Below are 23,175 nucleotides of genomic sequence, written 5' to 3'. Positions count from 1 at the left end.
CGCAAGCGATAGACAATCCCTTTCAGGCGGCACGGACCGCCCGACACAGGCATCCTTGACTCCGGCGCCAGAGAGCGTCAAGTTCTATTTGGAACTAAACCGGTCGAGAGATTTTCCCGATGCGGCGCGCGCCGACCTCTCCTTCCCGCGTCGACCCGGAGCGCGAAGCCGCGCTCGCCGAGCTCGACCCGCTGACCGTGACCAAGCTCTGGGACAATCCGTGCTGGCTGTCCTTCCGCCTGAACTTCATCGCCTTCCGTTTCAACGACCCGGTCTATCGCTGGATCGAGACGCGTTACGGGCTCGTCCGCCCCGAATTCGTCGCGCTCTATGCAGTGGGGCTGCGGGAGGGCGTCGCCGCCAAGAACATCGTCGCCTCCTCCGGCCTGCCGAAGAACACGCTCTCACGCGCCGTGCAGAAGCTGCTGCAGCGGCGCCTGCTCAAGCGCGAGAGCGATCCGGACGACCTGCGCAGCTATGTGCTCCACCTCACGCCGGCCGGCCGCAAGATCTTCGACGAGACCATGGTGCCCATGCTCGAGCATCAGGCGACGATGCTGGCCGCGCTCAGCGAGGACGAGCAGCGGCAGCTCTGCACCTTGATGGACAAACTCGTCATCGCCTCGCCCACCTGGCCCCACGAACTCCAGTCATAACCATAAACCACGAAAATCAGGGGATACCGTCATGAAACTTGCCCAAAGCTTCCGCCTCGCCGCCTTCGCCGCCGTGCTCGGCGCCACCGTCTCGACCGGCGCACTCGCCCAGACGCTGACGATCGGCGTCCGCGCCGGGCCGGAATCGATCGACCCGCATTTCACCGCGACCGGCACCCATGCCGAGGCGCTGAAGCATGTCTTCGACACGCTGACCTGGTCCGGCGACAAATTGCAGATCGAGCCGCGGCTGGCGCTGAGCTGGAAGACGCTGGAGCCGACGGTCTGGGAGTTCAAGCTGCGCCCCGGCGTCAAGTTCCATGACGGCTCGGACTTCACCGCCGAGGACGTGAAGTTCTCGATCGAACGCATTCCGGTCGTCGCAGGGCCGAACCCGACGACGATCTATGTCCGCCGTGTCAAGGAGGTGAAGATCGTCGACCCGCTGACGGTCCATATCGTCACCGACGGGCCTGCGCCGAACCTGCCGAACGACTTCATTCGGCTCTTCATCGTCTCGCACAAGGCCGCCGCCGGCCTGACCAAGGACAATGCCAACGAGGCCTTCAACTCGGGCAAGGCCGCGGTCGGCACCGGTCCCTACAAGTTCGTCTCCTGGACGCCGAAGGACCAGATGGTGCTGGATCGCTTCGACGGCTACTGGGGCACGAAGGAGCCCTGGGCCAAGGTCGTGCGCAAGGAACTGCCGAACGACGCCGCCCGCGTCGCCCAGCTCAAGGCCGGCCAGGTCGACATCATCGTGCGCGCGCCGGCCTCCGACGTGCCGACGCTGAAGCGCGATGCCAAGCTCAACGTGGCCACGATCGAGAGCGTCTATCTCTTCAACATGGAGCTCGACATGCGGGACAAGACCCCGCAGGTCACCGCCAAGGACGGCTCCGCCCTGCCGAAGAACCCGCTGCAGGACGCGAAGGTGCGCGAGGCGATCGATCTCGCCATCGACCGGCCGGCGCTGGCGGAGATCGCGATGGAAGGGCTCGGAACCCCCGCCAACCAGCTGGTGACGCCGACCATCGCCGGCTTCAACAAGAACCTGCCGGCGCTCAAGCCGGACCTCGCCAAGGCCAAGAAGCTGATGGAGGAGGCCGGCTACCCGAACGGCTTCAAGGTCTCCTTCTCCTTCACCAATGACCGCCTGCCCGGCGACCGGCAGGTCGGCACCTCGATCGCGCAGATGCTGGCACGCATCGGTATCGAGGTGAACGCCAATGCCCAGCCCGGCGCGGTGTTCTTCCCGGCACGCCTGCGCGGCGATTTCTCGATGTCGATGTCGGGCTGGGGCACGCTGACGGGCGAGGCGAACTACACGCTCTCCTCCGTCGTCCACTCCAACGATCCGGCCAAGAAACTCGGCGCCTTCAACGTGCTCGGCTACAAGAATGCCGAGCTCGACAAGCTGATCGAGGACGCGGCCGTCGAGATGGACGAGGCCAAGCGCAACAAGATGCTGTCCGACGCGGCCGCGATCGTCGCCAAGGACCGGCCGCGCCTGCCGATCGCCGCCGTCGGCTCGGCCTGGGCGATGCAGAAGGACAAGGTGACGATCTCACCGCGCGTCGACGAGGACACGCTGGCGATGGACATCAAGCCCGCCAAGAAGTAACGGGACCGCCTTTGCGTCATGGTCGGGCCTGTCCCGACCATCCACGCCTTCGCTTGACGACCCGGTTCGGCGTTCAAGACGTGGATGCTCGCCATCAAGGCGAGCCTGACGGCCTGCCTCGCACAACGACTGATCGGAAGACGAACATGACCCTCGCGCTTGCCATCCATGGCGGCTGCGGCACGCTGCCGAAGGCCGAGATGACGGAGGCCGAATGGGCCCAGGCCCGCTCCGACCTCGCCAGCGCGCTGCGGGCCGGCTGGGCGATCCTGAGCAAGGGCGGCGCGGCGGTCGATGCCGTCGAGGCGGCCGTGCGGGTGATGGAGGATTCCCCGCATTTCAACGCCGGCCATGGCGCCGCCTTCAACACCGAGGGCGAGCATGAGCTCGACGCCTCGATCATGGACGGGGCGACGCTGGCCGCCGGCGCGATCTGCGGGGCCAAGCGCATCCGCAATCCGATCACGGCCGCCAAGGCGCTGATGCTGCGCGGCGACCCGCTGCTGCTCGCCGGTCCCGCGGCAGACGATTTCGCCGAGCATGAGGGCGTCGACACCGTCGCGAATGAGCATTTCTCGACCGAGCGCCGGCGCAAGAACCTCGCCTCGATGAAGCTGCGCGAGATCGTCGGCACCGCCGCCGAGGCGAGCGAGGCCGAGAAGCATGGCACGGTCGGCGCCGTCGCCTGCGACGCGCAGGGCCATCTCGCTGCCGCGACCTCGACCGGCGGCTATACCAACAAGCCGGTCGGCCGCGTCGGCGATTCCCCGATCATCGGCGCCGGCACCTATGCCCGCGACGGGCGCTGCGCCGTCTCCGGTACCGGCAAGGGCGAGTATTTCATCCGCTACTGCGTCGGCCACGAGATCGCGTCGCTGATCGCCTACAAGGGCCTCTCGCTGCAAGCCGCGACGGACGCCGTCCTGGCCGAGCTCTCCGAGCACAAGATCGGCGCGGGACTGGTGGCGGTCGGTGCCGACGGCACGGTGGTCGCGCCCTACAACACCGAGGGCATGTACCGCGGCTGGGTGACGGAGGATGGCCTCATCCATGTCGCCACCCATGACCATGTCGAACTGGCGGGACAGGCGTAATGCGCGCTTCGTCTCCCGCAGCCCTCATCCTGAGGAGCCGCGCAGCGGCGTCTCGAAGGATGCTCAAGGAAGCGCGGGAGAGAACTGAAGCATCCTTCGAGACGCAAGCCTTCGGCTTGCTCCTCAGGATGAGGGCTGCGTCGTGGAAAGGCTTCTGTTGTGACCGCTGAACCCATCCTGATCTGGGGCGCCGGCGCCATCGGCGGCACGCTCGGCGCCTACTGGGCGCGAGCCGGCGTGCCGGTGCTGCTGGTCGACATCGTGCCGGAGCATGTCGAGGCCTGCCGGACCAAGGGGCTCGCCATTTCGGGGCCGGTCGAGGCGTTCACGCAGGTCGTGCCTGCCGCGACGCCGGCCGAACTGACCGGGCGCTACAGCCGCGTCGTGCTCGCCGTGAAGGCAGGCGCGACGGAAGCAGCGCTGGCCGCGCTGAAGCCCTATCTGGCGGATGACGGCTTCGTGCTCTCCGCCCAGAACGGACTGAACGAACTCGCCATCGCCAAGGCGGTCGGCGAGCGGCGCACGATGGGCTGCTTCGTCAATTTCGGCGCCGACTGGCTGGGACCCGGCGAAATCCTCTACGGCAATCGCGGCGCCACGGTCGTCGGCGAGCTCGACGGGTCGATGAGCGAACGCGCGACCGAGATGCATCGGCTGATGCAGCTGTTCGAGCCGGACGCGATCCTGACCGACAACATCTTCGGCTATCTCTGGGGCAAGCTCGCCTATGGCGCGATGCTGTTCGCGACGGCGCTGACCGACGATTCGATGTCGGCGAATTTCGCCGATCCGGAGCGGCTGCCGGTCTGGCTTGCGCTCGGGCGCGAGGTCGGCGCGGTCGCGGCCAAGCGCGGCGTGACCTCGCTCGGCTTCGGCGATTTCGATCCGATGGTGTTCGCGCCCGGCAAGCCGGAAGGCCCGCAGATCGAGACGATCCGCTGGCTCGCGCACTATACCGCGCAGACCGCCAAGACCCATTCGGGCATCTGGCGCGATCTCGCCGTGCGCAAGCGCAAGACCGAGGTCGACCCGCAGATCGGCGTCATCGCCACGCTCGGCCGCGAGGTCGGCATTGCGACACCCGCGATCGAGACGCTGGTTGCGCTGATCCACGACATCGAGGACGGCCGCCGCCCGATGGCCTTCGAGACACTCAAGGTATTGATCGACCGATGCAGATCCGCTTCGACGGCCGCGTAGCCCTCGTCACCGGCGCAGCCCAGGGCATCGGGCGCGCGATCGCGGCCGCGCTAGCGGAAGCGGGCGCGCGCGTTCACCTCGCCGATATCGACGAAACCGGGGTGCAGGCCACCGCGAAAGAGATCGGTGCGACCGGGCATGCCGCCGATCTCGGTTCGCCCGAGGCGGCCCAGGCTCTGGTACGTGACATCGTCGCCGCCGATGGCCGGCTCGATCTTCTCGTCCATGCCGCCGGCGGGGTGCGCGGGCAGGTCGGCCGTGCGATCGAGGAGATTTCGGAAGAGGATTGGCGCGTGATTTTCGCCGCCAATGTCGATGCCGCCTTCTTCCTCGCGCAGGCGGCGGTGCCGGCCATGAAGCAGGCCGGCTACGGGCGGATCGTGACGATCTCGTCGGGCGCGGGCCTGAGGCCGAGCCTCACCGGCATCCAGGCCTATGCCAGCGCCAAGCACGCACTGGTCGGGCTGACCAAGCAGCTCGCCTGGGAGTTCGGCCCGCATGGCATCACGGTGAATTCGGTGGCGCCGGGCTTCGTGCGCTCCAATCCCGCGAGCGAGCGGCAATGGCAGAGCTATGGGCCGGAAGGCCAGAAGAAGCTCGTCGAGAGCATCCATACCCGCCGGCTCGGCACGCCCGCAGATATCGCCAGCGCCACGCTGTTCTTCCTGAGCGAGCAGGCCGGCTGGATCAGCGGGCAGGTGCTTTCGGTGGATGGCGGGCGGTCGTAGAGCCAGTTTCGACCTGCTTGAACCGTCAGGCCGTCATTGCGAGCGCAGCGAAGCAATCCAGGGGGACTGGGTCGAACCGTTCAGCCCAGTCCCCCTGGATTGCTTCGTCGCTTTGCTCCTCGCAATGACGATTCAGCCAGGTCGAAAAACGATCTGGAGCCGCAGACTTTCCCCGGAGCCGCTCCGTCATCCCGGACAAGCGGCAAAGCCGCGCCGATCCGGGATCTATCGTAGAGCGGAGCGCCTTTCGATGGATCCCGGGTCAAGCCCGGGATGACGGCGTGTTTCTTCAGGAAATCTGCCGCATCTCAGCCGCAATTCATCTTGTCGGCCGGCTGCTCGGCGCCGACCATCCAGCTCGTGCCGAAGCGGTCGGTCAGCATACCGAAGCGCGGCGACCAGAAGGTCTCGGCCATCGGCATGGTGATCTTCGCATCGCCTTCGGACAGGCCGGCGAAGATGCGGTCGGCCTCTTCCGGCGTCTTCACGCCGACGCTGACGGAGACCGAGCGCATCGGACCGTCCGAGCGATCCGGCGGCGCGTCCGAAGCCATCAACAGCTGGCCGTCGATCTCCAGGCAGGCATGCAGGATCTTGTCCCGCCACTCCGCCGGGACATGCTCCTCGGCCGGTGTGCCCTTGTGGTCCATCATGGCGAGCATCTTGCCGCCCAGCACCTTTTCGTAATGGGTGAAGGCCTCGCGGCAATTGCCGCCGAACATCAGATAGGTCGAGAGCTTCATGGTTCGTCCTCCTCGTTGAGCGTTTGAAAGCGGAGCTCGCCGCCCTGCCGGTGGGTCACTGGCGAGCGGAGGTTCAGGCGGGGCGCTCGGCCGCCGCCTTCATCGCCTTGAGGCCGGTCTCGAAATCGCCGCCGACCATGCGGTCCATATCCATGAAGACATGCATGATCTTGCCGATGAACGGGGTCGGGCCGGTCATGATCCAGGTCACGTTCGTCTGCTGGCCCTGCGGCGTCAGCGCGAAGACCACGTCGTTATGGGCCTCGAACGGCTTGAGGAAATCGAGCTTGAGCCCGAGCTTGCCCGGCACTTGGGCCTCGGTGATGCGCATGCTCCCCTCCCCGACATTCTTGTCGCCGGCCCAGGCATAGGTCGCGCCGACGCCGATTTCGGGGCCGCCATAGGTCCGCTTCATGGCAGGGTCCTTCTTCTCCCAGGGCGACCAGGCACCCCAGGCCCGGAAATCGGCGATCAGCGGATAGATCCGCTCAGGCGAAGCCTCGATCTTGATGGAGCGCGCGACCTGGAAGGTGTCGGGCTTGCCAGCGGCCAGGATCAGCACGACGACGATGCCGACCGCGAGGAGCGCAAGAAGGCCGAGAGGAATGGTCTTGAGCATGACGAACACCTGAAACTGAATTGAAGGAATGGCTTTGGCGTCAAACGCCGGACTTATCGGGTGGTTTCGCCTTGATCTCGCGGAGCATCTCGTCCAGCCGCCCCAGGCTCTGGTCCCAGAAACGGCTGTAGTGTTCCAGCCATTCCGAGACGTCCTGCAGCGGACCGGGATCGAGCCGGCAAGGTCGCCACTGGGCTTCCTTCCCCCGCGTGATCAGCCCGGCGCGCTCCAGCACCTTGAGGTGCTTCGAGACCGCCGGCAGGCTCACCGCGAAAGGCTCGGCCAGCTCCTTCACCGAACTCTCGCCTTGCGACAGCCGGGCCAGGATGGCGCGGCGCGTCGGATCGGCAAGGGCTGCGAAGGTCAGGCTGAGCGGGTCCGTCGACATCGTATGAAACCGATCAGTTAATTAACTTATCGGTTTACTAATCGCATTCCTCCTGCCTGTCAACGGTGCGCGGCTGCAAGCTGGCGCGGGCGCCCGCCGGTTGTTGTCAGGAGCGCAGACACGCGGCTAGAACCAACAGAAGACGAGGAGGGTTCATGAGCTTCGAGACCGCAGCGACACCGGAAGCCGCCGTGGACCGGCTCGAACGGCTCTATGACGAGGCGCGCTCGGCCCTGCGCGGCGACCTGCAGCGCTTCTTCGACACCGGCGAAGCGCCGACTGCTGAGGACCGGGAGCGCTATCGCTACCCGATGCTGCGGGTGACCTACGAGCCCTCGAAGCTGCCGGCGGCGACACGGCGCGGCTACGCCAAATTCGCCGCGCCCGGCATCTATTCGACGACGGTGACCCAGCCGGCCGAGTTCCGCGCCTATCTGCTCGACCAGCTCAGGCCGCTTGTCGCCGAATATTGCGCGACGATCGAGACCGGGATCAGCACACAGGAAATACCTTATCCCTATGCGCTCGAAGGCGGCGACGAGCTCGGGCGTGGCAAGATCACCGCTGCGGAACTGGCGCGCCATTTCCCGACACCGCTGCTGGCGCTGGTCGGCGACGAGATCGCGGATGGAACCTATGAATTGATCGAGGGCGAGCCGCGGCCGCTCTCGCTCTTCGACGCGGTGCGGGTCGACTACTCGCTACGCCGGCTGGTGCATTACACCGGCACCGACTGGCGGGCTGTGCAGCCCTGGGTGCTGCTGACCAATTATCACCGCTATGTCGACCAGTTCGTCCGGCTCGGCCTCGCGGAGATCGAGGCCGGCACGGCCGAGGCTTTGGTCACGCCCGGCGGCATTCGCATCGACAAGGGCGGCCTCGACGTCTCAGCCGCCGAACGGGTGATGTCGGCGCCCTGGCACCGCTTCCAGATGCCCGCCTATCACCTGATCCGGAAGGGCGGCGAGGGCGTCACCCTGGTCAATATCGGCGTCGGTCCCTCGAACGCGAAGAACATCACCGACCATCTCGCGGTGCTCCGCCCGAATTGCTGGCTGATGGTCGGCCATTGCGGGGGCCTGCGCCAGACCCAGATCATCGGCGACTATGCGCTCGCCCATGCCTATCTCCGGCAGGACCGCATCCTCGACGATCTCGTGCCGCCGGATATCCCGATCCCGGCGCTGGCGGAGGTGCAGGTCGCCTTGCAGCAGGCTGCCGCCGACATCACCGGCGAGAAGGGCGACCGGCTGAAGCAGCGCCTGCGTACCGGCACCGTCGTGACCCAGGACGACCGCAACTGGGAATTGCAATGGACCAAGGAGCGGCGGCGCATCAACCTGTCGCGCGCCATCGCGGTCGACATGGAATCCGGCACGATCGCAGCGCAGGGCTACCGCCTGCGTGTGCCCTACGGCACGCTGCTCTGCGTCTCCGACAAGCCGCTGCATGGCGAGATCAAGTTGCCGGGCGCCGCCAACGCCTTCTACGAGCGCGCGGTCGGCGAACACCTGCGCATCGGGCTCGACGCGCTGGAGAAGCTGAAGAAGGCGGGCGCGACGATCCACTCGCGCAAGCTTCGGAGCTTCGACGAGCCGCCGTTCAGGTAGGGCACGGCGACGGCCGCTTCTTCCTTCTCCCCTTGCGGGAGAAGGTGCCGGCAGGCGGATGAGGGGTCGCGCAGGTCTCGGGAGGTTTGTGTTCGGCTCACGACCTACGTCGCGAGACCCCTCACCTTAACCCTCTCCCGCAAGGGGAGAGGGGACCGCGTTGAGCTTGCCCTGCCCTCAGCCGAACACCCCGTAGGCCAGCAGCCCCGCGATCACCCAGAGCGCGATATTGCCCCAGCGGTTGCGCCGGGCCTCGGCCCGGCCGATCGCCTCGACGCTGCGCTCGTCGAGCGAGAAGCCGTGGCGCGAGGCGTCCTCGAGCTGGCCAAGCACGCGCTCGGCCCGGACGACCGTATCGGGCAGGCTCGCCAGCGAGCCGAGCAGCGAGCGGGCGCCGCGCCCGGCCTCCTCCAGCCGGCCGATCGGGCCAAGATTATGGGTGATCCAGGATCGCACCACCGGATCGGCCGTGCCCCACATGTCCAGATGCGGATCGAGCGAGCGGGCGACGCCCTCGACCACCACCATGGTCTTCTGGAGCATGACGAGCTCGGTGCGCGTCGCCATGTCGAACATGCCGGTGATCTCGAAGAGCAGGGTCAGCACCTTGGCCATCGAGATCTGGTCGGCGCGCTTGTCATGGATCGGCTCGCCGACGGCACGGATCGCCTGGGCGAAATCCTCGACATCATGATGGGCCGGGACATAGCCCGCCTCGAAATGCACCTGCGCCACGCGGGCGTAGTCGCGGGTGATGAAGCCGAGCAGGATTTCGGCGAGGAAACGCCGCTCCTTCAGGCCGAGCCGGCCCATGATGCCGCCATCGACCGCGACGAGCCGCCCCTCCGCGTCGACGAAGAGGTTCCCGGGATGCATGTCGGCATGGAAGAAGCCATCGCGGATCGCATGCTTCAGGAAGGACTGGATGATATTGCGGGCGAGTTCCGGCAGATCGTGGCCGGCGGCACGCAGACCCTCGACATCGGAGAGGCGGACGGCGTCGATCCATTCGTCGACCAGCATTTCGCGAGCCGTCAGCTGCCAGTCCGGCTCCGGCACGCGGAAATCGGCGTCTTCCCTGGTATTCTCCGCGAATTCGGAGAGGGCGGCGGCTTCCAGCCGCAAATCCATCTCCATCGCGACCGAGCGTGACAGCGTCTCGACCACGCCGGTGAAGCGCAGCCGGCGCGCCTCGGCCGAACGCTGCTCGGCCATCTCCGCGCCGAAGCGCATCGCGGCGAGATCGCGGTTGAAGCGATCGCGGATGCCCGATCGCAGGATCTTCACCGCGACCTCACGGCCATCCTTCAGCCGGGCGCGGTGGACCTGGGCGATCGAGGCTGCGGCGACCGGCTCGCTGAATTCGACGAAGATATCCTCGAGCTTTCCGCCATGGGCGGCCTCGACGGTCGCGCGGGCCTCCGCCATCGGGAAAGCCGGCATCCGGTCCTGCAGGGCCGACAGATCCTCGGCGATCTTCATGCCGACGACATCGGGCCGCGTCGCCAGGAACTGGCCGAACTTCACATAGGACGGACCGAGCCGGGTCATCGCCGCCGCGAGCCTTGTCGCGGAGGAGCCGGCGCCGCGGCGCTCGATCAGGCGGCCGACGCGGATCAGACCACGCGCCAGCGGTGGCAGCACGGAGGGATCGACCAGCGCCAGCGCACCCTCGCGCGCCAGCACGAAGCCGACGCGCGCGCCCCGCAGCATGTGGAAGAAGGAGGAGATCATGCGGTTTTAGCCGTCACGGTCGCGGCGTTCACCCCCTCAGCCCTCATCCTGAGGAGCGCCGCAGGCGCGTCTCGAAGGATGCTCCAGGAGGTGCCGGAGTCAGCTGGACCATCCTTCGAGACGCGCTCCTGCGGAGCGCTCCTCAGGATGAGGGCTGTGGATGGGGAGAAACGGGCCCTCACAGCTTCCAGCCGGAATGCAGCGCCACGACGCCGCCGGTCATCGGCGTGAATTTCGCCCGGCGGAAGCCGGCATCCTCGATCATGTTCGCGAAGGCCTGCGGCTTCGGGAACTTGCGGATCGACTCGACGAGATACTGGTAGGGCTCGGCCTCGCCGGTGACCATGCGGCCCATCGGCGGGATGACCTTGAAGGAATAGGTCTCGTAGATCTTGTCGAGCAGGGGCACGTCGACATGGCTGAATTCGAGGCAGAGGAAACGCCCGCCGCGCTTCAGCACGCGATAGGCCTCGGCCAAAGCCTTGTCGATGCGCGGCACGTTCCGGATGCCGAAGGCGATGGTGTAGCAGTCGAAATGGTTGTCGGGCAGGCCGAGCTGCTCGGCATTGCCCTGGACGAAGCGGATGCGATCATTATCCGGGAAGCGCTTGTCGGCGCGCTCGCGCCCGACGCGCAGCATGTCGGCATTGATGTCGAGCACGGTGACGTCGGTCTCAGGGCCACCGGCCTCCAGCACCGAGAAGGCGACATCGCCCGTGCCGCCGGCCACGTCGAGATGATGGAAAGGCCGGTCCTTGGCCGGGTTGATCGCGGTCAGGAGCGCGCTCTTCCAGGCCCGGTGCAGGCCGCCCGACATCAGGTCGTTCATCAGGTCGTAGCGATTGGCGACCTTGTGGAAGACGTCGTCGACCTTCGCCTGCTTCTCGGCGAGCTTCACCGTCTCGAAGCCGAAATGGGTGGTGTCGGAAGCTGCTGTCACGGTCGGGCCGGCCTTGTGCAAATCTGTCTTGTATTCGCTCGTGCCGATCAATAGCCAAAGGCGGCGGGCTTGTCGCGGCCCGTCTCGACGCAGGCTTTATTTGAGGTCGATGACATGCCGGAGCTACCCGAGGTCGAAACCGTCCGGCGCGGGCTGGAGCCCGCGATGCTGGGCGAGCGCTTCGCGCGCGTCGAGCAGCGCCGGCCCGATCTGCGCTTTCCGCTGCCAGAGCGCTTCACCGAGCGGCTGACCGGGCGGCGGATCGAGGCCCTGTCGCGGCGGGCGAAATACCTGATCGCCGATCTCGACGACGGCCAAGCGCTCGTGATGCATCTGGGCATGAGCGGACGCTTCATCGTCGAGGCGCCCGGCACGAAGCCGACCGAGCCCGGCTCCTATTATAATGAAATCGGCCGGCACCTGATCCACGACCATGTCGTGTTCGAGATGGGGACGGGCGCGCGCATCACTTATAACGACGTGCGCCGCTTCGGCTTCATGGACCTCGTCCCGCGTGCCGAACTGGCAACATCGAAGCATTTCGCCGGCATGGGCATCGAGCCGCTCGGCAACGAACTCTCCGGCGAGACGCTGGCAAAGCTCTTCGCGGGGAAGTTCGCACCCTTGAAGGCCGCGCTGCTCGACCAGCGGCTCGTGGCGGGCCTCGGCAATATCTATGTCTGCGAGGCGCTGTTCCGGGCCGGGCTCCACCCGGAGGCGGAAGCGGGGACGATCGCGACCCCGACGGGGCGGCCGCGCGAGACCGCGCATGAACTCGCCCGCATCATCCGCGAGGTGCTGGAGGAGGCGGTCGCAGCCGGCGGCTCGACGCTCCGCGACTTCGCCCATGCCGACGGCTCGCTCGGCTATTTCCAGCACCGCTTCAAGGTCTATGACCGCGAGGGCGAGACCTGCGTCACGCCGGGCTGCGGGAAGCTGGTGAAGCGGCTGGTGCAGTCGGGGCGCTCGACGTTTTATTGCGAGAGCTGTCAGAAGCGGGCCGTTCGCTGAGGGTTGCGGTCCGTTTGGGGTCGGTAGCAGGCCTTAGCGCTCAGCCTACGTGCTTCCACCTTATCGAGGCCCCTAATCCCGGAACCCCTCGTCGATCCATGTTGTCGGCGCCTCGTAGCCCGCGTAGCATCTGTCATGCTGGCGATCACCGGAGGCGGATATGGCTCTTCCCGATGACCTTGTGGCGTGGAGCGTCAAGCGCATCGGTCAGAAGATCGGTGACGGCGAATGCTGGACGATGCTCGAAACCGCGCTGAAAGATTGCGGCGGCAAGACCTCTACGCAGCTTATGGCGGGCAAAGTCGGGCCTGACGGCGACTATGTCTGGGGCACACTGGTGAAGGACCTGCGTCGCGACGTTGTCGTCGGCGACATTCTGCAATTTCGCAACTTTGTCTGGGAAGACAGGACCGAGGTAAAGACCACGCACCCCAATGGTGATTGGGAGACCGGCGGCACGACTGTCGAGAGGCGCCCGCATCACACTGCAATTGTTGAGGCGGTGGTTGGACAGGGCATTGTCGAGGTGCTGGAGCAAAATGTCCCCGGCGGCGATCCCATCCATCGCGCGCGCTTGCACATCGTCTCGTTTCTCGGGGCGAGAGTGAAGAAGACTCTGCTCAACGGCGACGTAGTCGAGACTACGCCGAACCACCGCGTCAGCGGCACGGTTTGGGCCTATCACCCGCAAGCGCCGCTCCCAGGCAAGAAGCCCTGAACCATTGGCGAAATCGTCGCGCCTGTCGGGCCGCCTGTGCCCCGGCTCGGGCCACCCCTCCCCCAGCCCAAGGTACTCGTAGCGAACCCGGTACGCTTGCGGGCCGGCGCCGCGTTTTGAGCGTTTTTAGGATTTTCATTTTCGCGGCTCGGTTCGGCAAACCGTGCACCGGACCGCTTGGCCTTGGTGATCGATGACGCACACGATTTCGGTCGAGTTCTGGCCGATCGAAGACCTCGTTCCAACCCCTCGGAACGCGCGCACCCATGGCAATGAGGCGAATGATCAGCGTGTCACGCAGGGGCAGCGCCGGAATTTGGTCCGCAATGGGTCGACAGCGAGCATTATCCGAAACTAATCCCCGCCTCTCAAACCGCCCCTATCCTCGGCCCACCTCATCCCGAGGGGCGGCCATCCGGAGGCATGCTGCATGGCGGGGCGGGGGCGGCGCCCTGCGGCCGGGTTTGCACCCCGGACTCGGGAGGCTGCGGGGCACCGCCCTGGGCGTACTACGGCGCCTGTGCGAGGAGCTCGCTGGAAGGCTCGGGATATCCGAGGCCCGGCGCGGAACGGATGACGAGGCGATGAGCCGAACTGATCCGTGGAACGCGCCGGGCATGAGGAGCCCCAGCCGTATAAGCGCGGCCCGTGGCTTTCAAATCGCCGGCAAGCGGAGCGCCACGGGGCGTGCGGAGGGGGATCCTTCCGCGCCGCATCCTGGCTCAACGGAAGCGGCTTCATATCTACCGCGCCTCGCGGCGCTCCGCTGCCCCTCATCGATCAACGAACGCGGCGACGCGGGCGGGTGAAGATACATGTGCGGGAACCACACGGCCGCCCTTCTCCCCTTGCGGGAGAAGGTGGCTCGGCGAAGCCGAGACGGATGAGGGGTCGCTCAACTCGGAAACGTGAGCAAGTGGCGCAGCGCTAACGATACCGGACAGCGCGACCCCTCACCCCAACCCTCTCCCGCAAGGGGAGAGGGGGTGCGCCGAGGTTCCGGTGCCGAGGCAAGCCCGACCATGACGACAGGCGGCGGAGAGGCGGCGCGAATGCGCGGATGCGTGCGACGCGCATGGACCGCTCTCCCGCTGCCCGCTAAAGCTGGCGGCACAGGTGCATCCGGGAGGCCGCCATGGCTTATGAGACCATTCTCGTCGAGACGAAGGGCAAGGTCGGGCTGATCACGCTCAACCGCCCGCAGGCGCTGAACGCGCTGAACGGCCAGCTCATCGGCGAGATCAACAGGGCGCTCGACGGTTTCGAGAAGGACGCCGGCATCGGCTGCGTCGTCCTGACCGGCTCGGAGAAGGCCTTCGCCGCCGGCGCCGACATCAAGGAGATGCAGAGCCGCACCTTCCCGGGCACCTATCTCGACGACAAATTCGCGGATTGGGACCGGATCGGCCAGCGCCGCAAGCCGATCGTCGCGGCGGTCGCGGGCTTCGCGCTTGGCGGCGGCTGCGAGCTCGCCATGATGTGCGACTTCATCATTGCGGCGGACAATGCCAGGTTCGGCCAGCCCGAGATCAATCTCGGCGTCATCCCCGGCGCCGGCGGTACGCAGCGCCTGACCAAGGCGGTCGGCAAGGCCAAGGCGATGGACCTGATCCTGACCGGCCGAATGATGAATGCCGAGGAGGCCGAGCGCTCCGGCCTCGTCGCCCGCGTCGTGCCACTCGCCGATCTCCTGACCGAGACGCTGAAGGCGGCCGAGCAGATCGCGGCGAAGTCACTGCCTTCCGTGCTGATGGCCAAGGAATCGGTCGAGCGCGCCTTCGAGGTGACGCTGCAGGAAGGCCTGCGCTTCGAGCGCCGCGTCTTCTCCTCGCTCTTCGCCACCGCCGACCAGAAGGAGGGCATGTCCGCCTTCGCCGAGAAGCGGAAGCCCGATTTCAAGAACAGCTGAGCCGCCGGCCCTTCTCCCCTTGCGGGAGAAGGTGGCGCGCAGTGCCGGATGAGGGGTCGCGCTGCCCTGAATCGTTAGCTTAGGATAAGCGCAGGACCGTCGCGAGACCCCTCACCCCAACCCTCTCCCGCAAGGGGAGAGGGGGCCGGCCGCGGCTCCCGCGCCTGCCTGTCGCCCTTCAAGAGCCTAAAGAGCGTTGCCATGACCGCCAGCAGTCCTGCCCTTCCGACCTATGCCGATGTCGAGGCCGCGGCCGGCAGGCTCAAGGGCGTCGCCCATCACACCCCGGCGATGAGCTCGGCCACGGCCAATCGGCGGACGCAAGCCAGCCTCGTCTTCAAGCCCGAGAACCTGCAGCGCATGGGCGCCTTCAAGTTCCGCGGCGGCTATAATGCGATCGCCTCGCTCAGTCCCGAGCAGAAGAAGGCCGGCGTCGTCACCTATTCCTCCGGCAACCATGCCCAGGCCATCGCCTATGCCGGCCAGCTGCTCGGCGTGCCGACCACGATCATCATGCCGAACGACGCGCCGGCCGCGAAGGTCGCGGCGACCGAGGGCTATGGCGGGCAGGTCGTGCGCTATGACCGCTATACCGAGAACCGGCTGGAGATCGGCAACAAGCTCTCGGCCGAGCGCGGGCTGACGATCATCCCGCCCTACGACCATCCTGCCGTCATCGCCGGCCAGGGCACCGCGACCAAGGAGCTGATCGAGGATGCCGGCCCGCTCGACATCCTGCTCGTGCCGCTCGGCGGCGGCGGTCTTCTGGCCGGCGCGGCGCTTGCCGCGAAGGCGCTGAATCCGGGCTGCCGCGTCTTCGGCGTCGAGCCGGAGGCCGGCAATGACGGCCAGCAATCCCTGCGCAAGGGCGAGATCGTCGCGATCGGCGTGCCCAAGACGATTGCCGACGGCGCCCAGACCGCCTTCCTGGGCGACCTGACCTTCCCGATCATCCAGCGCGAGGTCGAGGATATCGTCACGGTGAACGACGACGCGCTCGTCGACGCGATGCGCTTCTTCGCCGAGCGGATGAAGCTCGTGGTCGAGCCGACCGGCTGCCTCGCGGCAGCCGCCGCCTTCACCGGCGCCGTGCCGGTCGAAGGCAAGCGCGTCGGCATCATCCTCTCCGGCGGCAATGTCGATCTGGCGAGCTTCGCGCGCTTTATCGCGCCCTCCGCGTGAGTTCGGCAGCGCGACTGCGATTCCGGCGTTGACGTAGCGCCGGCAAGCGATTATAGCCCCACCACTCGCGGTGGCCCGCGCAAGCTCGGCCGCCGCGCACGTTTTTCCAGCAAGGATGCGGCCAGCCCCGCCGGCAATAACGCCAGGCGACCGGACGCGATGAAGAGACGAGGACGTTTCGATGGCCAATACGACGTCGGCCAAGAAGGCTACGCGCAAGATCGCCCGCCGCACCGAGGTCAACAAGGCGCGCCGTTCGCGGATGCGCACCTTCCTGCGCAAGGTCGAGGAGGCGATCGCCTCCGGGGACAAGGCGGTTGCCGCCGAGGCCCTGAAGGCCGCCCAGCCGGAAATCATGCGCGCTGCCCAGAAGGGCGTGGTTCACAAGAACACCGCCTCGCGCAAGGTCTCCCGCCTCGCTCATCGCATCGGCGCGCTGGCTTCCTGAGCCTAAAATTACATCGTTTCGACGACCCAAAAGCCCGGCCGCAAGGCCGGGCTTTTTCGTTGGCTCCAAGGCTTCTGTGGCGCGCTCGCCACAGGCCCCGCGCGTAACAAAACAGCGCTGATTTCAAGCCATTTTCCTAGGCTTTCCCCGGCTTTGGCGACTTGACTCTCGGGCGCCGTTCAGGGCGCGAAATTGGGCTCCGAGCCGGACTCTGCCGCACATAAAAAGATGTTACTTTTCATCATCTTAGCAGGCAAAGGATTTTGGGCGGCGGAATCGCGGCGACTCTGCGGCAGGCTTTTCAAGGCGCGGCAAAAAAAGATTCGGCCACCTCCCGGCAAGGCGGCGTGAAGAAAATCTTAAGTTCCCCAACCAATTGCGGCACGCATCCCCATCAAACGGGGCGGCCCGCCGGGGCAGAGTCTCGGAAGCCGGCTGAAAGGGATGTTGCAGCCCGTCGAGAGCGCCTTGTAAGGTTCCTTTCATCGCCGGGCGGACAGCAATGACCGCCGCGGGATTTCCAGAGATGATCAGCGTTTTGGCTCGCGACCATGGAGGTTGGAGGATGTGACCCTTTGTCTTTCTTGATTGAGATGAAGGGTGGCGTCGTCCCTCGGCGAGCCTTCCAAGCGTAATCAACAGAACCGGAACCGGAGCCCGAAGCGGCGCGCTGCGCCTGCTGGGACCGGAACCATTTTGACCAGACAAAAGCACCGGGACGGCGGTCAGGAAGCGGCCGCCGAACCTTGAGTGCGTGCATTTTCAAAGAACGGGGCCATTGATGTTCGAGCGGCAGAATTTCGGGGACATGGTCGAGACGACGCCGGCGGTGGTGACGATCGCCGCGGAAGAGACTGCAACGGTCCGGGTCGAGGAGGTTTCGATTCAGGACGCCTGGGAGCGCGTGCGCCGGCGCCTGCGGGCCGAACTCGGCGAGGACGTCTTCTCGAGCTGGTTCGGCCGGCTGGAGATCGCCGGCATCGTCGAGGGCGTGGCCTATCTCACCGTCCCCACCCGCTTCCTGAAGAGCTGGCTCGAGGCGCATTACACCGAACGCCTGCGGGTGAACTGCATGGCCGAATTGCCGGCGCCCAACGGCGTGATGCTCTCGGTGCGCACCGTCTCGCGCGATCCCGCCGCCCAGCCGCAGATCGAGGCCCTGCGCAATCGCCCCGCGACGGTGGCGGGCCCCGCCCCGGCCGATGCCGGCCGCACCGCCGCAGCGAGCACCCCTCAGGCCGGCGAGAGCGACCTCGTCGATGCCTGCGGCACCGCGCTCGACCGGCGCATGAACTTCCAGAGCTTCGTCGTCGGCAAATCGAACCAGCTCGCCTTCGCCGCAGCCGAGCGCATCGCCGGCGCACCGGCGGGCCAGAGCCCCTATAACCCGCTCTATCTCCATGCCGGCGTCGGCCTCGGCAAGACGCATCTCCTGCAGGCAATCGCCCAGGAAGCGCGCCGCCAGGGCAAGCGCGTCGCCTATTTCACCGCCGACCGCTTCATGTACGGCTTCGTCGCGGCGCTGAAGTCGCAGACGGCGCTCGCCTTCAAGGAGAAGCTGCGCGGCATCGACCTGCTCGTCGTCGACGACGTGCAGTTCATCCAGGGCAAGTCGATCCAGCAGGAATTCGGCCACACCATCAATGCGCTGCTCGATGCCGGCAAGCAGATCGTCGTCGCCGGCGATCGCCTCGCCGGTGAGCTCGAGGCGCTCGATGAGCGCATCCGCTCGCGCCTCGGCGGCGGCCTGGTGGTCGAGGTCGGCGAGCTCGACGAGGCGCTGCGTGCCACGATCCTCTCCAGCCGGCTGGAGGCGCTGCAGACCGCCCATCCGAATTTCCAGGTCAGCCCCGATGTCGTCGCCTATGTCTCGCGCGTCGTCGCGACCAATGGCCGCGATCTCGACGGCGCCGCCAACCGCCTGCTCGCCCATGCGACACTCTCCGGCCAGCTCGTGACGCTGGAGACGGCGGAAGCCGCTATCCGCGACCTCGTCCGCACCCGCGAGCCGCGCCGGGTCAAGATCGAGGACATCCAGAAGCTCGTCGCGACGCGCTATAATGTCAGCCGTGCCGACATCCTCTCGGAGCGCCGCACCGCGGCCGTGGTGAAGCCGCGCCAGATCGCGATGTATCTGTCGAAGGCGCTGACGCCGCGCTCTCTGCCCGAGATCGGCCGCCGCTTCGGCGGACGCGACCACACGACCGTGCTGCATGCGGTGCGCAAGATCGAGAAGGCGATCAGCGAGGACCGCTCGCTGCATGACGAGGTCGACCTGCTGAAGCGCATGCTGCAGGAGTGAGCTGAAGGATTGAGCCTCCGGCCCCGGGCATGACGGCGCCGTTCCACCAAATGGTTGTGGTTGCCGGAGCGGGCAGGCCTTGCGCCCCCGCCCGGCGTCCTGCAATGTCGCTGGCCATTCATTCGGCCCGGGCAGCCATGCCTGGGCGGCTAGCGCCAGAAGACTAGACAATCATGAAGGTCACGGTCGAACGTTCCACGCTGCTCAAGTCGCTTGGCCACGTCCATCGCGTGGTGGAGCGCCGCAATACGATCCCGATCCTGTCGAACCTGCTGCTCAGCGCCTCCGAGAACGGCCTGCGGTTGAAGGCGACCGATCTCGATATCGAGGTGGTGGAGACGATCCCCGCCGATGCGCCCGAGCCCGGCGCCACGACCGTTCCGGCCCATACCCTCTACGACATCGTCCGCAAGCTGCCCGATGGTGCGCAGGTCTCGCTGGAGACCACCGGCGATAGCGGCCTCGTGCTGCGCTCCGGCCGCTCGCGCTTCCAGCTCCAGACGCTGCCGGAAAGCGATTTCCCCGACATCACCGCGGGCGAGATGGCGCATCGCTTCGTGCTGCCCGCCGGCGAGCTGAAGCGGCTGATCGACAAGACCCAGTTCGCGATCTCCACCGAGGAGACGCGCTACTATCTCAACGGCATCTATCTCCACACCATCGATGTCGATGGCCGCCCGGTGCTGCGCGCGGTCGCGACCGACGGTCACCGTCTCGCCCGCGTCGATACCGCCGCGCCGCAAGGCTCGGTCGGCATGCCCGGCGTGATCGTGCCGCGCAAGGCCGTCTCCGAGATCCAGAAGCTGCTGGAAGACGGCGAGAGCGAGGTTGCGGTCGAGCTCTCCGGCTCGAAGATCCGTGTCGCCACGGCCAGCGTCGTGCTGACATCGAAGCTGATCGACGGCACCTTCCCCGATTACCAGCGCGTCATCCCAAGCGGCAACGACAAGCGCCTGACCGTCGACAAGGGCGATTTCGCCGCGTCGGTCGACCGCGTCTCGACGATCTCGTCAGAGCGCGGCCGCGCCGTGAAGCTCTCGATGGCCGAGGGGCGCATGACACTCTCCGTCACCAACCCGGATTCGGGCTCGGCGACCGAGGAGATTGAGGTCGATTACGAAGCGAGCCCGCTCGATATCGGCTTCAACGCCCGTTATCTCATGGATATCGCCGCCCAGCTCGACGGCGACACCGCCCTGCTCAAGCTCGCCGATCCGGGATCGCCGACCGTGATCCAGGATCGCGAAGGCGCCTCCGCGCTCTATGTGCTGATGCCGATGCGCGTCTAAAGCTTCTTGACTCAGCCCTCATCCTGAGGAGCAAGGCTAGCCTTGCGTCTCGAAGGATGTTCCAGCGCGCGCTGAAGCGTCCTTCGAGACGCCGCTTCGCGGCTCCTCAGGACGAGGGCTCGCGAGGAAACGGTAGGTTGATCTCGTGTCGATGGTCGCGCGCCTGATCCTGCAGGATTTCCGTTCCTACGAGGCCCTCGATCTCCCGATCGAGGGCCAAATCGTTGCGCTCGCAGGCGAGAACGGAGCCGGCAAGACCAATATCCTCGAAGCGCTTTCGCTGTTCACGCCGGGGCGGGGCCTGCGTCGTGCCGAGATCACGGCGATGGCGCGGCAGGGCGGCGACGGATCCTTCGCCGCCTCTATCACCCTGGCCGATGATGCCGGCCGGCTCGGCATCGGGCTCGGGCCGCTCGACACGGAGGGGCGCCGGCCGCGGCTCGCCCGCATCGACGGGGCCAATGTCGGCTCGGCGCTCGCCTTCAGCGACTATCTGCGCGTGGTCTGGCTGACACCGGATCTCGACGGCCTGTTCCGCGGCGCAGCCGGCGATCGCCGCCGCTTCCTCGATCGGCTGGTTCTGGCGATCGACCCGAGCCATGCGACGCGCTCGAACGCGCTGGAGCGGGCCCTGCGCTCGCGCAACCGCATCCTCGAGGAGAGCCCCAATCAGGGTCAATGGCTCGAGGCGGTCGAGCGCGAGGTTGCCGAGCTCGGCGTCGCGGTCGCCGCGGCGCGGGCCGAGACCGTGGCGCGGCTTTCCGCGATCATCGCCGAAACGCGCGACGAGGCCTCGCCCTTCCCCTTCGCCGATATCGCGCTCTCCGGCGAGATCGACGCGCTCGTCGCCCGCCTGCCGGCCGTCGATGCGGAGGACGCCTATCGCGACCTGCTGCGCCAGAGCCGCCATCGCGACCGCGCGGCCGGGCGCACGCTGGCGGGGCCGCAGGCCTCCGACCTCGAAGTCCGGCACGGGCCGAAGGACATTCCGGCCGGGCAGGGCTCGACCGGCGAGCAGAAGGCGCTGCTGATCGGGCTGGTGCTCGCCCATGCCAGGCTGGTCGCGGCGATGAGCGGGATCGCGCCGCTCGTCCTGCTCGACGAGATCGCCGCCCATCTCGATCCGCGCCGGCGCGGTGCGCTCTACGAAGGGCTCACCGGGCTCGGCTGCCAGGTCTGGATGACCGGCGCGGACGCCGCCCTGTTCGGCGATCTGCCGGCCGGGGCGCAGCGTTTCGCGGTGACGCCGGGGCGGATCGATCCGCTCGCTTGATCGGTCAGGCCACGGCTTGCGATGGGACGCGTGGGGGCGTTCCTGCTAGTCTTCGGCATTCGCGGAGGCTTTCCATGGACATCTCCAGCCTTGCCCTGTTCGCCGGCGTGTATTTCCTCGCCGTCGCCTCGCCCGGCCCGGCCATCGCGGCGCTGGTGGCGCGTTCGCTGTCCTCCGGCTTCCGGCGTTCGCTGCCCTTCTTGGCCGGCATTGTCGCGGGCGATCTCGTCTGGTTCACGCTCACGGCGCTGGGCTTGAGCGTGCTGATGCAGAGCTTCCACGGCGTCTTCGTCGCGATCAAATACGCCGGCTGCGCCTATCTGCTCTATCTCGCCTACAAGGCCTGGACGGCTCCGGCCGAGGCGCCGAAGCCTTCCGCTGCGGCGCGCGACGAGGGCGCCCGGCTCTTCCTTGGCGGCATCGCGCTGACGCTCGGCAACCCAAAGGTCATGGTTTTCTTCCTGTCGATCCTGCCGCTCGTCATCGATCTCAACGCGATGAGCACGCTCGCCTTCGTCGAGGTCGCGGCGCTGATCGCCCCGATCATCACGGGCACGCTGATGGCCTATGCCTATGCGGCCGACCGGGCACGGCGCCTCGTCGCGAGCCCGCGCGCGATGCGCTGGATCAACCGGACGACCGGCGGCGTGATGGCGGGCGCCGCCGCCGCGATCGCGACGCGGAGCTGAGCCGCCTTGGCTCTGGCGGCGGGCCTGCTCGATCTCGGCTTTGCGCTGTTCCATGCTGCGTTCCGGCACCTGTTCGGCTGGCCGGAGCGGCTGGCCCCCTCCGGCAGCCTGAACACGGCGATCACGCAGACGCTCAACGCGATGCTGATCTTCGTCTTCCTGGCCTATGGCGCGAGCCTGATCTGGCTGGCCGGTCAGGGAAGCGTCCATCCGGTCTTGCTGCTCGTGGGCGCCGCCTTCTGGGGCCTGCGGCTTGCGCTGCAATTCATCTGGTTCGACCTGAAGCCCTGGCCGTCCAAGTTGATCACGGCGATTTTCGCGCTGGCGACGGCGGTTCACCTGCTGGCAGTCAAAATCTGAAACCTGCCACGCCGTCATCCCGGACGCGGCGAAGCGGAGATCCGGGATCCATCGTAGAGCGCAGCGCCTTTCGATGGATCCCGGGTCAAGCCCGGGATGACGGTGTGGCTCCGGGCATGATCGACACAGCTTTGACCTCGAAAGGCTGGCCAAGCGCCTTCTGCTGCGGCACATCCCTTCGTCATGTCGCCATCCCGCGAATCAGACGCCCGCGCGATCCTCAAATCGGTGTGGGGCTATGACGATTTCCGCCCCGGCCAGTGGGAGGTGATCGCAGCCGCGCTCAATGGCGAGGACGTCTTCGCGGTGATGCCGACCGGCTCCGGCAAGTCGATGTGCTACCAGCTCCCGGCGCTGGTCGCAGGTGGGCTGACGCTGGTCGTCTCGCCGCTGATCGCCCTGATGCGCGATCAGGTCGGGCAGCTCGTCCGGGCCGGCGTCTCGGCCGCCTCGCTCAACTCGATGAATACGGAGGAAGAGGCGGCGCAGGCCTGGGACAGGCTGAATTCCGGCGATCTCAGGCTGCTCTTCGTCTCGCCCGAGCGTCTGGCCGGCGAGGGGCTCGTTTCGCGCCTGAAGCGCCTCGGCGTGAACCGGCTCGCCATCGACGAGGCGCATTGCGTCTCGCAATGGGGCCATGATTTCCGCCCGGAATACC

The 23,175-nt window shown here is 66.9% G+C and carries 22 protein-coding genes; 17 read left to right on the top strand and 5 right to left on the bottom strand.

The features are described from left to right. Positions 1 to 119: 119 nt before the first annotated feature. From Q0Q02_RS17485 to Q0Q02_RS17465, 5 genes are all read left to right on the top strand, one after another. A complete protein-coding gene (locus Q0Q02_RS17485; protein ID WP_293811205.1) occupies positions 120 to 656 on the top strand; it encodes a MarR family winged helix-turn-helix transcriptional regulator in 537 nt (178 codons plus the stop codon). Between the two features lie 31 nt (positions 657 to 687). Beyond that, positions 688 to 2,280, top strand: coding sequence for an ABC transporter substrate-binding protein (locus tag Q0Q02_RS17480; protein ID WP_293811204.1), 1,593 nt, complete (start codon positions 688 to 690; stop codon positions 2,278 to 2,280). Between the two features lie 146 nt (positions 2,281 to 2,426). Next, a complete protein-coding gene (locus Q0Q02_RS17475; RefSeq protein WP_293811203.1) occupies positions 2,427 to 3,374 on the top strand; it encodes an isoaspartyl peptidase/L-asparaginase family protein in 948 nt (315 codons plus the stop codon). 159 nt (positions 3,375 to 3,533) lie between these two features. Continuing rightward, positions 3,534 to 4,574, top strand: a complete 1,041-nt coding sequence (locus tag Q0Q02_RS17470; RefSeq protein ID WP_293811202.1) for a ketopantoate reductase family protein — start codon at positions 3,534 to 3,536, stop codon at positions 4,572 to 4,574. After that, positions 4,547 to 5,302, top strand: a complete 756-nt coding sequence (locus Q0Q02_RS17465) for an SDR family NAD(P)-dependent oxidoreductase (protein WP_293811201.1) — start codon at positions 4,547 to 4,549, stop codon at positions 5,300 to 5,302. Before Q0Q02_RS17470 ends, Q0Q02_RS17465 begins: the two co-directional genes overlap by 28 nt. 308 nt (positions 5,303 to 5,610) lie before the next feature. Here Q0Q02_RS17465 and Q0Q02_RS17460 read toward each other — a convergent pair whose 3' ends face one another. The 3 genes from Q0Q02_RS17460 to Q0Q02_RS17450 form a co-directional block, all read right to left on the bottom strand. Further along, positions 5,611 to 6,045 carry a VOC family protein gene (locus Q0Q02_RS17460; RefSeq protein WP_293811200.1) on the bottom strand — a complete coding sequence of 145 codons (435 nt, stop codon included), beginning with the start codon at positions 6,043 to 6,045 and terminating at the stop codon, positions 5,611 to 5,613. A 73-nt stretch (positions 6,046 to 6,118) separates the two neighbouring features. Then, positions 6,119 to 6,664 (bottom strand): SRPBCC family protein, encoded by a 546-nt coding sequence (locus tag Q0Q02_RS17455; RefSeq protein WP_293811199.1) that lies wholly within the window; start codon positions 6,662 to 6,664, stop codon positions 6,119 to 6,121. A 40-nt stretch (positions 6,665 to 6,704) separates the two neighbouring features. Next, complete coding sequence (locus tag Q0Q02_RS17450) at positions 6,705 to 7,052, bottom strand: helix-turn-helix transcriptional regulator (RefSeq protein ID WP_293811197.1); 348 nt, start codon at positions 7,050 to 7,052, stop codon at positions 6,705 to 6,707. Positions 7,053 to 7,207: 155 nt separating this feature from the next. Between Q0Q02_RS17450 and Q0Q02_RS17445 the strand changes: the two genes are divergently transcribed. Continuing rightward, a complete protein-coding gene (locus tag Q0Q02_RS17445) occupies positions 7,208 to 8,662 on the top strand; it encodes an AMP nucleosidase (protein WP_293811195.1) in 1,455 nt (484 codons plus the stop codon). Between the two features lie 177 nt (positions 8,663 to 8,839). Here Q0Q02_RS17445 and ubiB read toward each other — a convergent pair whose 3' ends face one another. After that, positions 8,840 to 10,396, bottom strand: coding sequence for a 2-polyprenylphenol 6-hydroxylase (ubiB, locus tag Q0Q02_RS17440; protein WP_293811193.1), 1,557 nt, complete (start codon positions 10,394 to 10,396; stop codon positions 8,840 to 8,842). Positions 10,397 to 10,574: 178 nt separating this feature from the next. Then, the gene (ubiE, locus tag Q0Q02_RS17435) at positions 10,575 to 11,336 is read right to left on the bottom strand and encodes a bifunctional demethylmenaquinone methyltransferase/2-methoxy-6-polyprenyl-1,4-benzoquinol methylase UbiE (RefSeq protein WP_293811192.1); all 762 of its coding nucleotides are present in this window, start codon (positions 11,334 to 11,336) and stop codon (positions 10,575 to 10,577) included. Positions 11,337 to 11,450: 114 nt separating this feature from the next. On the opposite strand from ubiE, the gene mutM reads away from it, so the two are divergent. The 11 genes from mutM to Q0Q02_RS17380 all read left to right on the top strand — a co-directional run. Beyond that, a complete protein-coding gene (gene mutM / locus Q0Q02_RS17430; protein ID WP_293811190.1) occupies positions 11,451 to 12,347 on the top strand; it encodes a bifunctional DNA-formamidopyrimidine glycosylase/DNA-(apurinic or apyrimidinic site) lyase in 897 nt (298 codons plus the stop codon). A 160-nt stretch (positions 12,348 to 12,507) separates the two neighbouring features. Beyond that, the gene (locus Q0Q02_RS17425; RefSeq protein WP_293811188.1) at positions 12,508 to 13,065 is read left to right on the top strand and encodes a hypothetical protein; all 558 of its coding nucleotides are present in this window, start codon (positions 12,508 to 12,510) and stop codon (positions 13,063 to 13,065) included. A 1,135-nt stretch (positions 13,066 to 14,200) separates the two neighbouring features. Further along, a complete protein-coding gene (locus Q0Q02_RS17420; RefSeq protein WP_293811186.1) occupies positions 14,201 to 14,974 on the top strand; it encodes an enoyl-CoA hydratase in 774 nt (257 codons plus the stop codon). 201 nt (positions 14,975 to 15,175) lie between these two features. Then, positions 15,176 to 16,156, top strand: coding sequence for a threo-3-hydroxy-L-aspartate ammonia-lyase (locus tag Q0Q02_RS17415; protein WP_293811185.1), 981 nt, complete (start codon positions 15,176 to 15,178; stop codon positions 16,154 to 16,156). 181 nt (positions 16,157 to 16,337) lie between these two features. Beyond that, on the top strand, positions 16,338 to 16,604 hold the full coding sequence (rpsT, locus tag Q0Q02_RS17410; protein ID WP_047581773.1) for a 30S ribosomal protein S20: 267 nt from the start codon (positions 16,338 to 16,340) through the stop codon (positions 16,602 to 16,604). 781 nt (positions 16,605 to 17,385) lie between these two features. Beyond that, positions 17,386 to 18,906 (top strand): chromosomal replication initiator protein DnaA, encoded by a 1,521-nt coding sequence (gene dnaA / locus Q0Q02_RS17405; RefSeq protein WP_293811183.1) that lies wholly within the window; start codon positions 17,386 to 17,388, stop codon positions 18,904 to 18,906. 173 nt (positions 18,907 to 19,079) lie between these two features. Continuing rightward, on the top strand, positions 19,080 to 20,195 hold the full coding sequence (gene dnaN / locus Q0Q02_RS17400; RefSeq protein WP_293811181.1) for a DNA polymerase III subunit beta: 1,116 nt from the start codon (positions 19,080 to 19,082) through the stop codon (positions 20,193 to 20,195). A gap of 151 nt (positions 20,196 to 20,346) precedes the next feature. Next, positions 20,347 to 21,468 (top strand): DNA replication/repair protein RecF, encoded by a 1,122-nt coding sequence (gene recF, locus Q0Q02_RS17395; RefSeq protein WP_293811215.1) that lies wholly within the window; start codon positions 20,347 to 20,349, stop codon positions 21,466 to 21,468. 74 nt (positions 21,469 to 21,542) lie between these two features. Then, positions 21,543 to 22,157, top strand: coding sequence for a LysE family translocator (locus Q0Q02_RS17390; protein WP_293811179.1), 615 nt, complete (start codon positions 21,543 to 21,545; stop codon positions 22,155 to 22,157). A 6-nt stretch (positions 22,158 to 22,163) separates the two neighbouring features. After that, positions 22,164 to 22,517 carry a hypothetical protein gene (locus Q0Q02_RS17385; protein ID WP_293811177.1) on the top strand — a complete coding sequence of 118 codons (354 nt, stop codon included), beginning with the start codon at positions 22,164 to 22,166 and terminating at the stop codon, positions 22,515 to 22,517. Between the two features lie 183 nt (positions 22,518 to 22,700). After that, positions 22,701 to 23,175 (top strand): DEAD/DEAH box helicase (locus Q0Q02_RS17380; protein ID WP_293811175.1); only part of this gene is annotated, 475 nt, incomplete at its 3' end.

Source organism: uncultured Allobosea sp., assembly GCF_945956895.1.
Taxonomy (GTDB): domain Bacteria; phylum Pseudomonadota; class Alphaproteobacteria; order Rhizobiales; family Beijerinckiaceae; genus Allobosea.
Note: the sequence above shows the minus strand (reverse complement) of the source record. Positions and strands in the feature narration are given on the sequence as shown.

What these genes read in the sequence shown, in the direction of transcription:
- Q0Q02_RS17485 (WP_293811205.1), top strand. Translation starts at nt 120, where the DNA reads ATGCGGCGCGCGCCGACCTCTCCTTCCCGCGTCGACCCGGAGCGCGAA.
- Q0Q02_RS17480 (WP_293811204.1), top strand. Translation starts at nt 688, where the DNA reads ATGAAACTTGCCCAAAGCTTCCGCCTCGCCGCCTTCGCCGCCGTGCTC.
- Q0Q02_RS17475 (WP_293811203.1), top strand. Translation starts at nt 2,427, where the DNA reads ATGACCCTCGCGCTTGCCATCCATGGCGGCTGCGGCACGCTGCCGAAG.
- Q0Q02_RS17465 (WP_293811201.1), top strand. Translation starts at nt 4,547, where the DNA reads ATGCAGATCCGCTTCGACGGCCGCGTAGCCCTCGTCACCGGCGCAGCC.
- Q0Q02_RS17460 (WP_293811200.1), bottom strand. Translation starts at nt 6,045, where the DNA reads ATGAAGCTCTCGACCTATCTGATGTTCGGCGGCAATTGCCGCGAGGCC.
- Q0Q02_RS17455 (WP_293811199.1), bottom strand. Translation starts at nt 6,664, where the DNA reads ATGCTCAAGACCATTCCTCTCGGCCTTCTTGCGCTCCTCGCGGTCGGC.
- Q0Q02_RS17450 (WP_293811197.1), bottom strand. Translation starts at nt 7,052, where the DNA reads ATGTCGACGGACCCGCTCAGCCTGACCTTCGCAGCCCTTGCCGATCCG.
- Q0Q02_RS17445 (WP_293811195.1), top strand. Translation starts at nt 7,208, where the DNA reads ATGAGCTTCGAGACCGCAGCGACACCGGAAGCCGCCGTGGACCGGCTC.
- ubiB (WP_293811193.1), bottom strand. Translation starts at nt 10,396, where the DNA reads ATGATCTCCTCCTTCTTCCACATGCTGCGGGGCGCGCGCGTCGGCTTC.
- mutM (WP_293811190.1), top strand. Translation starts at nt 11,451, where the DNA reads ATGCCGGAGCTACCCGAGGTCGAAACCGTCCGGCGCGGGCTGGAGCCC.
- Q0Q02_RS17425 (WP_293811188.1), top strand. Translation starts at nt 12,508, where the DNA reads ATGGCTCTTCCCGATGACCTTGTGGCGTGGAGCGTCAAGCGCATCGGT.
- Q0Q02_RS17420 (WP_293811186.1), top strand. Translation starts at nt 14,201, where the DNA reads ATGGCTTATGAGACCATTCTCGTCGAGACGAAGGGCAAGGTCGGGCTG.
- Q0Q02_RS17415 (WP_293811185.1), top strand. Translation starts at nt 15,176, where the DNA reads ATGACCGCCAGCAGTCCTGCCCTTCCGACCTATGCCGATGTCGAGGCC.
- rpsT (WP_047581773.1), top strand. Translation starts at nt 16,338, where the DNA reads ATGGCCAATACGACGTCGGCCAAGAAGGCTACGCGCAAGATCGCCCGC.
- dnaA (WP_293811183.1), top strand. Translation starts at nt 17,386, where the DNA reads ATGTTCGAGCGGCAGAATTTCGGGGACATGGTCGAGACGACGCCGGCG.
- dnaN (WP_293811181.1), top strand. Translation starts at nt 19,080, where the DNA reads ATGAAGGTCACGGTCGAACGTTCCACGCTGCTCAAGTCGCTTGGCCAC.
- recF (WP_293811215.1), top strand. Translation starts at nt 20,347, where the DNA reads ATGGTCGCGCGCCTGATCCTGCAGGATTTCCGTTCCTACGAGGCCCTC.
- Q0Q02_RS17390 (WP_293811179.1), top strand. Translation starts at nt 21,543, where the DNA reads ATGGACATCTCCAGCCTTGCCCTGTTCGCCGGCGTGTATTTCCTCGCC.